Genomic DNA, 15,531 nt, shown 5'->3' on the forward strand with positions numbered 1-15,531 from the left:
GATTATACGAACTCCAAATAATTCTCCCGATTTACCACATGAAACTCGGCATAGGGATAGGCTTCTTGGAAGGCTTTCGGTGCGGCCGGCATTTTATTTCCCCACTTGAACTCCAAGGCGGTAAGACTGTCGGCACTCTCCTCAATCAGGTCGATTTCCTGTTTGTCGTAGGTGCGCCAGAAATAGAACTCCCTGTGCAGTCCCTCATTGAAGTTCGCTTTGCGCCGCTCTCCGATGATGTAGTTCTCCCACAGCGCACCGACATCCTGCCGAATGGCCAGCGGTGAGAAAGCCCCGATAATGGCATTGCGAATGCCGTTGTCGTAGAAGTACCACTTGCCAGCTTTTGTAACCTCCTTGCGTAGGTTACGCGAATAAGCCCCCAAACGATAGATAACGAAGACCTTTTCCAATAGGTCGAGGTATTTTTCAACGGTCGTCTTGCTCATGCCGAGTTGTTTACCTAACTCTTCGTAAGAAACTTCGCTGCCCAACTGAAAAGCTATCAATCGCAGTAGATCGCGCATCTTGCTCGAATTTTTTAAGCCGTCAATTGCTAAGATATCTTTAAGCAGGTATGCACCGACAATATCACGTAGGTAGTCTGTTTTACGTTCATAGTTCTCCATCATTACTACTTCGGGATAGGAACCGTAAATCAAGCGCGCTTCGAGGTTCTGGCGGGTTTCAAGTGCCGTTTCCGTCTGTGCGATTTCCCGTTGCGAGAATGGTGTAAGGAGAAATTGCGTACTGCGGCCGACCAACGGTTCACCAGTCTTATTCAGCAAATCGAATGACGAAGAACCACTTGCCAAGACACTTATTCCCGGTATTTCATCAACTATCAACTTCAGAATACTACCGATTTGTGGTATGTTCTGTGCCTCATCAATAGCCAGCAAATCAATACCATCCAATAAATGCCGATAATTGGCTATTGAGCGATTCTCCAATAGTGCTAATGTGTCGTAGTCTTCGCCGTTGAGCATCATCGTCCTACCTGAATAGTTGTCCACAATTTTACGCATCATTACCGTTTTACCAACACGGCGAGCACCAAAAATCAGTACTGCTTTATTGGGCGCGATTCGTGCTGTAATCTTCTCTTGAAGTATTCTATTTACTGTTTCCATACCTTATAAAATATAATGCAAAGATAATCATATTTTTTTAATTGGCGAATTTTACAAAAAAAACGGGCTATTAAATGGCGATTTTTACAACCACAATCTTATGGAAGTTGTTTCATTGTTTTTAGTAATGATATATGTTCATACTATGATGACTCAATAATTTACCAGACATACGTTTCTGAAATTTGTCCTTATAGGAATGAAAAACTCACATATATTGTGCTAATTAATATATAATTAAATGAAAATAAAAAGACAGGATACGAGTATTCCTGTCTTCTCATATGTAATGGATATTTTTTTATTTTCTCATCCGCTCCAACTCCTCATCACGCAACATTCTCTCGTTCAGTTTTTCCTGCATCCTGTCAATGAAATAGGTGCGGCTTTCGTTCTTCCGGCGTTTGATATCAGTGTAGAAGCGGTAGCAGTCTTTAGAATCAACCCCGAATATCTTATAGAGAAGTGGGGCGAGCTGTTTGAGCGGCATATTGCCGTTGTTGATGCAGCCCATCACGTCTATGCCGTAGATAAGTTCCACGAGGTCGATGGCATTGCCCGTCCATTGAAGAAGGCTGGCGGTGGTTTCTGTTGCGTTGTTGGCGGATATTAGTGGTGGCACTTGGGGCGTGGCAAGGAATTTCTGCATCTTTCTTACGAAAGACAGAGCCTTGCTGACGTAGGCGGCAATCTCTCTTTTTTCTTCTGACAGATTACGTACGGGATGGTGCTGCAACTCGATTTCGATGTAGGCAAGCGCGATGACGGTAAGGTTCATGTCCATGCCGCCGTTGCACAGTTCGATCACTTGGGTGGCGAAAGCCGTGTATGCCGTTTCCATATTGCAGTCGCCGGCTTCGTTTATCAGGCGGAAAAAGTCGGTTTCCGCCAGCAAGAAATAATTCATGGTTCTGTCAATTTTGAAAATTACACTTTGTTTTCTGCGTGCGCACATGAATATAATTGGCAAAAAACGCGGCAGAAAATAAAAAATCCAACACTCAATTTTACAAAGTGCTGGATTTCAGAGGTATAAAATTCAGTATTTTTTCACAAGGACAAATTATCTCCGACTTAAATTGTTTGTAATCGGAACATTTATTCTATTCCTGAAAATAGAAATGTATGCTTGCCGCACATTTTGGCTATCTTGCTTTTTTATCAAGGATATAGATAATGCGACATACACCGTTGGGATAGCTTTTCAAAGAGGAAAGCGTCCAGTGTTGCTCTGGCAGAGCCGACTTAAAAAAATGTCGTCCGCTTCCGGATATGAAAGGAACGGTGTATAGTATGATTTCATCCACAGCGTGCATCCGCAGCAGTCCGTTTATATAGTCTGCCGTGTCCGGTGTGGCTTCCGCGAGGTAACGGATGTTTGTGCAGTCTTTTCTCCATTCGTGCAGCATTGAAATGGAATAGTCCGGTGTCACACGGTAAAAGGCTTTCTTCCTGATTTCATCAAGACCGCAACGGTCAAGGCACAAATCCTGATGTGCTTTATCATATAACTCTGAAGAAAGACATCCGTCCATCGTCAGTACGGCGAGAATCTGAACTTTACCCATAATCGTTTCCTTTCGTTAGGCAAGGGTAAAAAAGTAGCGTGCAATTCACACTACCTTCAAGCGATGGCTCTGGTAAAGCCTTTACGGAGAGTACGTGAATGCACGCTATGCGTAAGCATAGCATAAGCATCACGCAATCGTCTCCGTAGTTCCAATTTACCAGATTTTCGCTTGAAACGCCTTGCGGTCTTATCCTATATGTTGGCGGCGAAAAGCTCCTGCCAATCGCCGTTTTTCTCAAATGTTATGCAAAGATAGCCAAATTCAGTGAATTACGGGCTATGATTGCTTGAATTTATATTTAAGTCCATACTCTTCAAGTTTGCTGTATAGTGTTGTCCTGCCTATGCCGAGCAGTTCTGCGGCGACACTCCGGTTGCCGTTTGCCTGTTTCAACGCACGCAATATCCGCTCCTTATCCTCCGCGTCATTGCGCAAGGCGAAGCTGACAGTAGAGGTCGGTTTCGTCACGGCAAGTTCCAGATGCTCTTTCATGACAACACCTTCCTGCGCCTGCAATACAGCACCCATAACTTTCTGCCGAAGTTCCCGCACGTTGCCCGGCCATGCGTGTGTCAGCAACGCTTTACGTGCTTCGGAACTGAACCCGCTCACGCTACACTCCAGCTCTCTGTTTGCCATATCACGGAAGAACTCTGCCAGCGGCATAATGTCTTCTTGACAGTCACGCAACGGAGGAACGGTTATCCCGAAGTCGTGCAGGCGGTACAGAAGATCCTGCCGAAAACGCTTTTCATTCACCGATACCTCCAAATCTTCATTGGTAGCAGCGATGATGCGGACATTGAAATTCCGGTCTGCCTTGTCTCCGACCGGGCGATACCGCCTCTCCTGTATGGCACGGAGCAACATCTGTTGGGTTTCCAACGCGAGGTTTCCTACCTCGTCCAGAAACAACGTGCCGCCTTCCGCCTCATGGAAATATCCTTTCTTGGCATTGTCCGCACCTGTAAATGCACCTTTGACGTGTCCGAAGAAAGCCGACGGTGCAAGCTCTTTGGAGAGTGAACCGCAGTCCACCGCCACAAATGGCTTGCCTGCACGTTTGCTCTTGTCATGCAACAGGTGGGCAATATGCTCCTTGCCCGTGCCGTTCTCACCAAATATCATCACGCTCATATCGGTGGCGGCTACCAGCCTTATGCGGTGCATGATTTTCTGAAAGGCGGAACCTTCACGGGCGAATATAGGCATACGGCGTTGTCCTGCCTGACGTTCTTTCAGTATGGAACGGATCAGGGGGACAAGTTTATCCTCCACAAGCTGTTTGGGAATATAGTCTATCGAGCCGAGTTTCATGCTTTCCACGGCGGTATTAACTTCGGCGTAGTCGGTCATAATGATGAAGGGCTGCATCTTTCCCTCCTTTCGCATCCAGCACAAAAGGTCTATGCCACTGCCGTCAGGCAGACGCAGGTCGGCAACCACGATATCATTATCTGTTGCCTGTTGCAGATGTTTCTTCGCGGTTGAGAGGTGGTAAGCCTTCATATTGCGGTAGCCCTCCCGTGACAGCATATTGCAGACATATTCGCAATACACGATGTTGTCTTCCACCACAATTATTTTTGTCTTATTCATCTTCGTATTTTCTCCTTTCCTCTTCTGCCAACCGTATTATTTCCACTCCCTTATCCAGCACGGCAGTCACGGCATGGCTTAACGCTTCACCATCCGGGAGAGCATCGCCACGAAGCAATCCGTAAAGTACATTCAGCGGTTGGTCGGCACGGAGCACCTCCCACGAACTGCGCAGGTGGTGGATCAGGGAATCCAGCTTTTGCAGGTCTTTTTCTTTTGCTGCATCCCGTACCGCCTGCATTTCCTTTTCTGTTTCAGTTATCAACTTTTCCAGCATGACGGCTTCATTGCCATAGGACAATAAGGCGGAAAAGTCCGGTTTCCCGTCCGGTGTCGCTTTTATGGCACACCTGTCGGAAACCTCCATCAGTTCCGATATGGAGAACGGTTTGAACAGGCATCCGGCAAAGCCTTTTGCCAATAGTTCCCCTTTGTTACAACTGCCCGAAGCGGTTGCCACAACCACCGGGATTGTTGGTGAATTGCCCACGTTGGACGAACGCAACAGTTCCAGCAATTCGAAACCGTTTATATCGGGCATATTCAAGTCTGTCAGCAACAGGCTGTATTCTTTCTGGCGTATCATTTCCATCAGTGCCGCAGCATCGGTGCAAGTGTCGCAGTGTATTCCTTCTTGGGAATACATCTCTTTCAGCATCAGAAGTAATACCTCATCATTGTCAATGGCGACAACATCATGGAATTTATTGTTATGATAAACAGGTGTATTGCTTGTATATCCAAGCTGTTCTTCAGCTTCCTGCATAGAAATTTCAACTGTGAAACGACTGCCTTTCCCTTTCTTGCTGTCTAAACGGATTGTTCCGCCAAGCATCGACACAATATTACGCATTATGGCAAGCCCAAGCCCGAAACCCTCCTTTGCGGCGGCATTTGATAGACGTTCAAACGCACCGAACGCTTGTTTCTGTTCCTCTTCTGTCATGCCTGTACCTGTATCTTCAACGACCAGTGTCAGAACTCCATTATCATATTCAGTAATCAAAGAAACACCGCCTTCTTCTGTGAACTTGACAGCGTTTGACAGCAGGTTATTCCCGATTTGTATTATTCGCTCTTTGTCGGTCAATACAATGGCATCGTGTCCAGTCTTCACGGACAAGGACAGCCCTTTGTTCACGGCAACAGGCATGAACTCCGTTTCAAGTGTGTGCGTGATTGCTGAAATCCGGCAGGGTGACAGACGGGGCTGTTCCTTGCCGTTGTCCAGGCGGAAGAAGTCAAGCAAAGTGTTAAGCATATCCCGCATACGGTCGGAGGATTGCAGTATGTTTTGGATATACTGCCCGGACTTATCCTCACACTGTTCTTTCCGTATCAGTCCGGCATAGCCTGTTATTGCTGTCAGCGGTGTGCGCAGTTCATGGGTGATAGTATGTACCGCCTTCTTCCTTGACGTTATCAGTGCCTCGTTCCGTTGTACGGATTGTTCCAGTTGCCTTATCAAATCAGTTGTCTTGTGCTTGTATTGTTTAATGCTTTTTGCATCACGATGTATGATGATGTAGGAAATTAACAACAATAGAAGAACGAATCCCATTAAACCGCCTACTTGCATAAATGACTTTTCACGCATGGCAACTATTTCGTTTTCCCGGCTTTGCAGTTCGGTTTGTACCTTTTCTTCTATTTGGCAAATCAATTCTTGCAGTTGTCTGTTAAGTTCTGCATTACGAGCTGCAAGGCTGTCGGCTTGTTCCGACAATTGGCGATCCTGCACTTTCTGTTCGCTGATTACGTTTCTATTGACCGAATGAAGGATAGTGGTTGATACTGCTGGAGTTACTTCCTTTTTTTTGCCGAATATGCCTAAGAAACCTTTTCGTTTTGGCTTTTTGGACTGTTCCTGCACACTTTTCTGTACAATAACCGGAATTTGATTGGCTATCTTCTTGTTAATAGATTGTTGTTCATCCATTAACCGGACTATCTGGAACATCTGTCGTTCCTTATCCTCTAAAAGACTGCGCACACTATCGATGCGCTCTGCTGGATAGGTGGCCTTGAAACGGCAGAGCATACTGTCCATTGCCATACGCCGTGCATGGTAATGCTCGATATCTTTATCGTTCCATTCCAGTATTGTTTCACCCAATAGAGAAAATTTTATCATTTGAATATTGATATTGTTTATTTCTTTTCGGAGCTCGTCTATTTTTTTATTGCCAAGTTCTAATGCTTCTATCTCCTGCCATTCATAGAGGCTATTATATGCCATACATCCGATAAGAATGGAGATAAGTATATATCCCAACCGTATTGCCTTATAGAAATTTCCTGACCGCTCCATTATTTTAATGACATTGATTTTTGGAACATGAATAAAAGTTTATCTTTTTCGTTCATGCGGATATTATCAGAATAACCGTCTTTTGTTATTTGATACCCACATGGCTTAACCATAAAAATGCCTAAGCCCTTAGTGTACGAACTTACTTCTGAGGCATAGTCTTTACTTGTATTTAATGGAACTTTCCCTTTAATATGACACCACTCATTATTACAACTGATGTCTTCAATCTCAGACATCAGTTTTTGCAAATCTGTAATAGCTTTGGAACTCGCTACTTGGGGTATCTGCAACTCAAAACAGAGCATCGGTTCGAGAATGTCCACACCTGACTGTTGCAAAGCCAGCCTGAAGACATAAGGGGTCAGCTGTCTGAAATCAGCAGGTGTACTTACCGGGCTATAATACTCGGCTTGAGTAAAAGTTACTTTCAGATCTGTCACTTCCCATCCATGTAAACCAGATTGGCAAGACATACGAATCCCTTCAAAAACGGCATTTTGAAAAGAATGGTTCAGATAACCATAGGAGATGTCACTTTCGATTTGCAACCCTGCCCCTAACGGTAAGGGTTCAAGAGTCAGCCCTATTGTGGCCCAGTAAGGGTTGGGTGGTACTTCGATCTGAATAATCTTATTGACCTTTTTTATAGGTCGTTCTTTGTAGATAGTCTTGATCTCATCAAAATGGACCTTTACGGAAAATCGTTCTTCCAGCAATGTCTGTATGATTTCCTTTTGGGTCAAACCATATAACGAGATTTCCAATTCATCACTATATGAGTTTATGGAAAAGGACAAAGACGGGTCTTCAATCCACAATGTATTCAGAGCGGATATCACCTTGCTTCTCTCTTCGGGCTTATTTGGCCGGACGGAGGATTTGAGAGCGGGATGCTGATGAGATAATCCTTGAATCAAACAAGGTTTAGCACCTAAATAATCTCCGATTCGAAAATCTTCTATATCTTCTACAATCGCGATATCATTGGCACCCACTTCATCAACATTTATCTCTCTGCCCTGATAAATAGTCTTTAGATTTTTAATCTTGATGAATTTTTCCGAATCGTTGATTCTTACAACGTCTCGAAGTCTCAGACTTCCGTCAATTATTTTAAGAAAACTTCTTTTATGCCCTTTGGGGTCATGCTCTATCTTATAGAGATAAGCTGAAAGTCTGTTTGAGACTGATGCCGGAGGAAGTATAAAAGAAGAAATGGCGTCCAACAACTCATTGATACCGATATTGAACATTGCTGATCCATGTAGCACCGGATAGACTTTGGCTTTTGCCACAAGAGCGATTATCGTATTCCAATAATCAGCCGGTGAAATTTCGCTATCCGCCAAATATCGTTCTAATATATCGTCGTCATGGTTGCATACAAATTCTTTGTATTCTTCCTTTATATATGTTTGGGAGCAAACCGGATAAACCGATCCATCGACAACAGTTTGCATAAACAGGACATCTTGCGACAGATTTGTTTTTATATCCATATACAAACGCTCCAAATTCACACCGGCACGGTCAATCTTATTGATAAATATAATTGTCGGGATTTGCAGCTTTTGTAAAGTACTGAACAGCAACTTTGTCTGCGCTTGTATGCCTTCCTTTGCGGATAAGATGAGGACTGCTCCATCAAGCATTTTGAATGTCCGCTCCACTTCCGCAATAAAATCCATGTGTCCCGGAGTGTCAATGATATTGCATTTCACTCCATTCCAGATAATAGATGTCGTAGAAGCCCGGACAGTAATTCCTCTACGTTTCTCTATATCCATAGAGTCCGTTATGGTGTCACCATTATCCACACGGCCGCACTTTTCCGTTGCTCCACTGGCAAACAGCAGATTCTCGGTTACGGAAGTTTTTCCTGCATCAATGTGAGCAAGAATTCCTAAATTTATAATATTCATTTGGATTAAGCAATAATATACTACAGTAGATGCATTGTCGAAACGCACCTTTTAATACCTCCTCGTAGCATATGAGAACTACAGGATTACTAACTCGTATTAATATGTATATTATTACTGCCGCATAACGATTACAAAATTACACAAAAAAATATATCTAACAAAAGTGGGAGGATTTTTTAACTTTTTACCATAGACATTTTATTAGGGAAGCGTAGGTTCAACTGGCAAGTACAAATAAGTAGAAATGTTTGAACAACACCGTTTTAGGAAGTTGAAAAATCAAGTTTCTCTCTCGGTATAGCGTTTATTTTGGCCAATATCTTCTTTAGTTTAGCATTTGTGTATTTCCCATTCGTGTTCTATTTAGCTCCTTATTATGAGTATGTAGCAAGTTACTTATCAAATTCAGCCTCTTTGAGGGTCAAATATGGTTTTGCAAATGGTGACTGACAAGACATAAACAAGGTCAGCAGGAATTTTTTACATAAATGGACATGAATGTATATAACCTAAAATAAGAATAAATTTTAATAAGGGCTGCCCAAAAAGAAAAAAATGCAGTTGCCATCCTATAGATACTTGCAGAAAGGATAAAATTTACTTTTAGACCTTTTGGGATAGCCCTTATTAATACTTCAGATAAAATTCCTTAGGTTATATTTTCAATCCTTTGGACCGGGTTTCCTCCTTGGCATACAGTCCCGGACGCCCGATTATGACATGGTTGGCAACGATACTATCCGCCGGACTGCGTATCTGCGGCGGTGCATTTTCGGGATATTGCGCCTGCCTGTTCCTCACATCTTCCGCTTCCGGCTTGAGCTGTTGCCCTTCATTCTCCTTTTCTGCGACTTCGGGCGTGGGTGGCGCAAGCTCCAGCTGAATTTTTCGGTCAAGGGCGGCAAGTTCGGACTTCAACTGCTTCAGCTCGTCCTCCTTCTTCCACACCTTACCCGCTATCTCCTGTAACTGCGGTATCTCCATCTCCAGCACCTCGTTCTTCGCCTTGTACTGGTCGATGATGGAGGGTATCCTCTCCATCGCGTTGAGGAAGTTGCGGGCGGCGGCCAACGGGTCAGCCATCGCCAGATGCCCGTTGTTGTAGGTGTACTTGTAGTTCCCCTCGACCACGAAGCGGTTGTCGGTGAACTCCAATCCCTCTTTGAGTATCCTTTCGCTCACCACCTTTATCGGAAAACCGTAAAGTTCACCGACCTGCGTGTACAACCCTCCGGTCGTGGCATTCTTGGCTATCTCCTGCAAACGCTTTCCGATGACCTTCTCATCGGCGGAATCCACTCCGTCCACCTTTATTATATTAAGGCGGTTGCCCTCCTTGTCGGTCTGCACCACCGACAGGAAGCGGTTCCAGTCCTCCGTCATGGCATCTATGAAAGCCGTGTTGTTGCGCAACTCGCCGGTCTTTGACTCCAGCTTGAACTCCGAATCACGCTTGCCCTTGTTGAACGACTTGCGTTCCCCTTCGAGCGATGCGATCCGCTTTTCCAGTTTCGCCTTGTCCAACAGGTCGGTATTGCCGGAGAGCAACGCCATGTATTCCGAGAAATTCATGCCCGATTTTTCGTCCATTGCCCCCTCGTCGATGGTACGCGCACCCATCGCACCGCTTTTGAGCTGGCTTATGAAAGTCTGCTTGCAGTGCAGGAGGTTGAACTTGTAGCTGTCCAGTGACTTCTCCACCGCGTAGATGATTACATCCACGTTGTTCCCGGCGAAATGTTTGGCAATCTCATTACCTGCCCTAACTCCGCGTCCGTCACGCTGTTGCAAGTCGGACGGTCGCCACGGCGTATCGAGATGATGGATAGCCACACACCGTTTCTGGGCGTTCACACCCGTTCCGAGCATAGAGGTAGAGCCGAACAGCACACGCACCGTCCCGGCGTTCATGGCGTCTATCACCGCCTTCCGCGCCTTGTCGGTCTTGCACTCCTGAATGAAGCGCACCTCGCTTGGCGGTATACCGTAGTCCTCCGTCAGTTTGCGCTTGATTTCCGAATAGACGTTCCACCCGTCGCCCGGCTGGTATGTCCCCAAATCAGAGAAAACGAACTGCGTGCCTTTCTGGGCGTCGTATTTTTGATAATACTCCGCGATCATCTTGGCACAGTGACTCGCTTTGTTGTCGGGATGATCTTCGTAATTCGGGTCTATCATGCGCATGTCGAGTGCCATTTTCCGGGCATAGTCCGTGGCGATGAGCATCTTCGCCTTTTCTTCCGTTTCCGAAAGCGGCAGCCTGCCCAACAAGGTGGCATCGCCCGTCTTGGCGAACTGCATCAGTTTCTGTATGAAGTCCTCCTGTTCCGGCGTGGGCGGTATATGGTGCAGTATCTCGTTCTTGGCAGGACGGTCAACGCCCACATCCTCCGCCGTGCGGTAGTCCGTGATTTCATTATAGAAGGCGGCAAGCTCCGGCACTTTGATGAAGTAGCGGAAACGCTCCTTCTGGACCACATTGTTCGTCACGTTAAATTCAAAATCCGTCGTCTTCTTGGCAAATATCGCCGCCCAAGCGTCGAAACACCTTATGTCCTGCCGTTCCAGCTCCTTCGGGCGCAGGTACTTGAACAGCAGGTACAATTCAGTCAGTGAGTTGCTGATAGTCGTGCCGGAGAGGAAGGTCGCACCCAAGTCTTTTCCTGTGCGCTCCTGTATGGTGCGTATGGCAAAGAGCATGTTAAGTGCCTTCTGGCTTCCCTCGCTGTTTCCCAATCCCGCCACACGGTCGTGGCGCGTGTTGAAAGTCAGATTCTTGAACTGGTGGCTCTCATCTATGAAGATGTGGTCGATGCCCATCTGCTTGAAATCCACCACGTCGTCCGTGCGTGACTTTATGGCGTGTTCCACCTTCTCCAGCTTCGCTTCAAGGTTGTGCTTGCGCTTCTCCAATCCTTTCAGCATCGCCCGCGACACGTTCTTTCCCTGCTGCCGTAGCACTTCGAGGTTTTCCTCCACCGTGTCAAGCTCTGCTTGCAGGATGCGCTGCTGCAATTCCGGCGACTGCGGTATCTTGCCGAACTGGTCGTGCGACATGATGACGCAATCGTAGTCGTTGTTCTTTATATTATTGAAGAAGCGCACACGGTTGGCGGTCGAAAAGTCCTTCTCCGAAGCGTACAGAATACGTGCGTTGGGATATGCCGCCTGATAGGTGGCTGCAATCTCCGCAACGTTGGCTTTCAGCCCGATAATCATCGGCTTGTGTGCCAAATTCAGACGCTTCATCTCATGCGCGGCGATGCACATTATCAGCGTCTTACCGGTTCCCACCTCGTGGTCGCAAATTCCGCCGCCGTTCTGTTTCAACATCCAGACGCAATCCATCTGTGAGGGATAGACGCTCTTGATACCCCGGCTTGCCAGCCCTTTCAGGTTGAGGTCGGGAAAGGTCTGATGGGAGCCGTCGTAGCGCGGGCGCACGAAACAGTTGAACTTGCGGTTATACATCGTCACAAGCCGCTCCTTGAACTGCGGCGACTGCTCTTCGAGCCATTCGGAGAAGCCGTTTCGTATCTCGTCAATCTTGGCGTTGGCGAGTTGTATTCCCTCGCTGTCGCGCATCTTGATGTCGTTGCCATGCTCGTCCTTGCCGATGGACTTCATCATGTCAGGGCAGGTGTTGTGCAGGGCGTGTTTTAGGAGGTGCATACCGTCATAGTTCCGGTAATACCCCTTCACCAGAAACTCGTCCGTGATTTTCATGGTGCGGTAGCCGCACACCACCGAAAACTCGTCCATGCTTGCGGAATAGGCGATTTTCACCTCCGTGTCGAACAGCCGGCTCATGTAGGCGGCATAGACACCCGTCGGAATCCAGCGTTCCCCGAAATTGAAGTCCAGATCCTCGAAGGCGATGCGCTGCGGCTCGGCATCTTTCAGAGCCTCCAACGCCTGCTTCACCTCCGGCATACGCTCATTTTCGGGATTGTCACCCATCCATGCCTCTATGCGTTCCGCTTTCTCTATGACATTTCCGGCGATGAAACGGTCTTTGATTTCGTAACCGGTCACGAGCGGATTGTAGTAGATGCGCCCTTGCAGGGCAGTGAGCAAATCCTCCGCCGTGCTGTCGGTTATCTCCCGCATATAGTCGAGATTGACCGTACCATATTTGTTGAGCGACGCAGACAGGGCTTCTTCGGGAGAGCCTACGTTGGCATGGCTCTCCACCGCGAAGGAAACAGGATGCTCGAAGATGTCCGCCTTGACGAACTTTCCGTTTTCCATCCGTTCCAGCGAAAGGATGTCGCGCCCGCCCGCATCCATCATCACTAACTTCACGTTCTGCTTGGCGTTGAGGTTGCCGTAGCGCATGACAAACTCATCGTAACAGGTATTCAGATGCTCTCGCCACGGAACATTTGCCTCGCGCCGGAGCGATTCATAACGGTACAGACGCTCGTAGGCGTCACGCAGCGACACATACAACAACGCCTTTTCCTTCTGGTATCCTTTCAGGTCGAGCGGCTGGAATGTCGCCCCGTATGGCGTGATGTCTTTCAGGTAGCCGATGTTATGACGCCCCCGGTCAGCCACCAGCGACCCTTCGCGCAGGTGCATCTCCGGCGTGCGGTGGTAGGCACGCGGAGAAAGGTCCACGACTTCCTCCTTCGGCTTTTCCGCTTCGATGTCGGGGAAAAGGAAAGTCCCCACCGCTTCCGATGGGGTATCTGTAACGGCAGGTGCGGCGACTGCCTCCGGCTGTGTTTCCTCCTGTCGTGGCTGCTCACGGGAAGTTTCCGGCACGGCTTTCACTTCCGTCTTTTCCGCCACTTGTTTCTCGTTATGCTGCCTTGCCAGTTCCCGAAGTTCTTTCCTACGCTCCGGCGTCAAACCCATCATCATTTCATAGAAACCGTTGATGGGAGGATTGGTATCCCAGTCCAGTGTGGCATAGATGTCGTCCGGGTCGGCAGGCTTGGCGGTGTTCTCCGCTTTCACCTCCTTATTCTCCATTGCGGGTTTTGCAGTTGGAGCTGTCGGTGTAACCGTGACTTTCGGTTTGGGCGGAGTGGACTTTGCCGTAACTGCCTTTTTCACCGTCTTTTTCTTTTTGGAGGTTTTCGGTTGGCTGACCTCTTCCGTCATCCCCCAGAGGTCAAGCAGGGTGAGCTGCACGCCTGCGGAATATTGCGGGCGCGGTTCTATCTCCGGCTTTTCATCTGCGGGTTGCGGCTTTTCTGTCGGAGTTTCCACCGTCTGCGCCGAGGATACTGTTTCCAATTTTATGGCAGGACGCTCTACTTTATTTTGAACGGCAACTTTTTCTTCCGTTCCTGCCTGCCGGATTGAACCCGAATACAAGCGCATGGCAAGCCTGTAATGGAAATCCTCGTCGAGCATACGGCGCAAATCCCCGGCGATGCCTGCTGCCTTGCCCTCGTGCAGATAAACCATAGCGGGCTTCCCGTAGGGGTCTGTGTCAAGTTTCGCCATCGTATGCACGATGCGTTCCGGGTGGTGGATGAAATAGGCGTTGTCGGTCAGGGCGGTTTTCGTGTCCGTCTGTATCACGGTCATCAGCCGCTCGTCCTGCGACATTTCCTTCTTGCTGAGGTTCTTTTGCAGGACAATCAGGTCACTGCCCACCTCCGTGCCCGCGTTGTCCGTGAACAGGTTGTTGGGCAGGCGTATCGCGGATACCAGATTGGCCTGACTGAACAGCTCGTTACGCACGGAGGTCTTGGTGCTATTCAATACCCCTTGCGAGGTGATGAACGCCACGATACCGCCGTCACGCACGGCATCCAGTCCTTTGAGAAAGAAATAGTTGTGGATGGTTTTCTGGGCGGAGCGTCTGCCGAAAGAGTCGCTCCGCTGAAACTCCGCGTCGAACACGGCAATGTCACCGAACGGAATGTTGGACACCGCCAAGTCGAAATAATTGTTGAACGGTCTTTCGATTTTCTCAAAACCGCAGGTGCGCATTTTCTGGTCGGGATAGAGATGCCTCAAGATTGTACCCGTGAGCAGATCCTTCTCGAAAGCCATCACATCCGCATTGGGGCTGTGCCGCAGCATGGAATCCACGAACACGCCGACACCTGCCGACGGTTCGAGCATACGGGCGGGGCGGACGCTGTAATCTGCCAGCACGTCCGCGATGGTGTCGGTTATCTCTTTGGGGGTGTAGAAAGCGGTCAGCACGGACGCTTTCAGCGAATCCACAAACCGCTTGTACTCTGTTTCGTCCTTGCTGTTCTCACGGATAAGCCTGTGCAGCTCCACCGTCGGGGCGAACAGTTCGAGGTCGGATTTCGCCCACCGGACGGCATCCGTCAGTTCCTTTGCAGGGTTGAGGATACATTTCAGACCGCCGAAACCGCAGTACCTTTGAAGTATGGCACGCTCTTCGGTTGTCGCTGTCCTATTTTCCCTGTCAAGGATGAATGCCGTCCGTATCGCCTCGATGTTGTCCCGCAGTTTCTGTTTGCGGTTAAACGCCATATTCGTCTAAGTAAAGGACGGTTGCTCCCGTCAGCTCCGTGTAGAGCAGGTCGTAATCGGAAGACAGGGCGAAATTGTCATCCGAGAGGTCATAGACGGAGAACACGTTGCCGACAAGCGGCAGCAGTTTCAGGACAAAGGCTTCACGCTTCTCTTCCGGCACTTCATCGGCAAACTCGTTTTCCACGACTTCGCGGAGGATGGCGTAACGGGAATAATGCAGCCCGCGCAGCAGCGTGTCCATCGCCAGTTCCTGCGCACCATCGGCGGGATAGCCTTCAAGCCGTGCCCTCTCATACGTTTCGGCGGCACGGTCGGCCCGTTCCCGTATGAAAGCGGTGTCGTCAGCCTGTTCAAACTTGTTCGTGCGGAGATAGTCCAGCAGGTACAGACCGTAATAGGAAAAGTCGGTCTGACCCTCGTTTTTCTTCTTGTTGTTCATTACTTTGGATTTAGCGGATTGATAATTAACGGGATAATCGGTTGGAAAAAGGAAGAAAAAGGCACTCGGTATCCCT

8 protein-coding genes are annotated in these 15,531 nt (G+C 48.1%); all 8 read right to left on the reverse strand.

The window, feature by feature from the left end; translation table 11 throughout:
• Nucleotides 1-2 precede the first annotated feature (2 nt).
• The 8 genes from AB5217_RS20095 to AB5217_RS20130 all read right to left on the reverse strand — a co-directional run bounded on the left by AB5217_RS20095 (nucleotide 3) and on the right by AB5217_RS20130 (nucleotide 15,455).
• Nucleotides 3-1,133, reverse strand: coding sequence for an ATP-binding protein (locus AB5217_RS20095; RefSeq protein ID WP_004291480.1), 1,131 nt, complete (start codon nucleotides 1,131-1,133; stop codon nucleotides 3-5).
• Nucleotides 1,134-1,434: 301 nt separating this feature from the next.
• Nucleotides 1,435-2,040 carry an RteC domain-containing protein gene (locus AB5217_RS20100; protein WP_004304269.1) on the reverse strand — a complete coding sequence of 202 codons (606 nt, stop codon included), beginning with the start codon at nucleotides 2,038-2,040 and terminating at the stop codon, nucleotides 1,435-1,437.
• Nucleotides 2,041-2,278: 238 nt separating this feature from the next.
• A complete protein-coding gene (locus AB5217_RS20105; RefSeq protein ID WP_004291474.1) occupies nucleotides 2,279-2,701 on the reverse strand; it encodes a dihydrofolate reductase family protein in 423 nt (140 codons plus the stop codon).
• Between the two features lie 279 nt (nucleotides 2,702-2,980).
• Nucleotides 2,981-4,303 carry a sigma-54-dependent transcriptional regulator gene (locus AB5217_RS20110; protein ID WP_004291471.1) on the reverse strand — a complete coding sequence of 441 codons (1,323 nt, stop codon included), beginning with the start codon at nucleotides 4,301-4,303 and terminating at the stop codon, nucleotides 2,981-2,983.
• Nucleotides 4,296-6,614 carry an ATP-binding protein gene (locus AB5217_RS20115; RefSeq protein WP_004291467.1) on the reverse strand — a complete coding sequence of 773 codons (2,319 nt, stop codon included), beginning with the start codon at nucleotides 6,612-6,614 and terminating at the stop codon, nucleotides 4,296-4,298. The genes AB5217_RS20110 and AB5217_RS20115 overlap by 8 nt, the downstream gene beginning before the upstream one ends.
• A complete protein-coding gene (gene tet(Q), locus AB5217_RS20120; protein ID WP_004291466.1) occupies nucleotides 6,614-8,539 on the reverse strand; it encodes a tetracycline resistance ribosomal protection protein Tet(Q) in 1,926 nt (641 codons plus the stop codon). Before tet(Q) ends, AB5217_RS20115 begins: the two co-directional genes overlap by 1 nt.
• Nucleotides 8,540-9,196: 657 nt before the next feature.
• On the reverse strand, nucleotides 9,197-15,013 hold the full coding sequence (locus AB5217_RS20125; RefSeq protein WP_004291462.1) for an N-6 DNA methylase: 5,817 nt from the start codon (nucleotides 15,011-15,013) through the stop codon (nucleotides 9,197-9,199).
• Nucleotides 15,003-15,455, reverse strand: a complete 453-nt coding sequence (locus AB5217_RS20130) for a DUF1896 domain-containing protein (protein WP_004304266.1) — start codon at nucleotides 15,453-15,455, stop codon at nucleotides 15,003-15,005. Before AB5217_RS20130 ends, AB5217_RS20125 begins: the two co-directional genes overlap by 11 nt.
• Between the last annotated feature and the right edge of the window lie 76 nt (nucleotides 15,456-15,531).

The sequence above is a fragment of the Bacteroides sp. MSSM.1001136sp1_RTP21357st2_D2_RTP21359_211015 genome (assembly GCF_040913205.1).
Lineage (GTDB): Bacteria > Bacteroidota > Bacteroidia > Bacteroidales > Bacteroidaceae > Bacteroides > Bacteroides ovatus.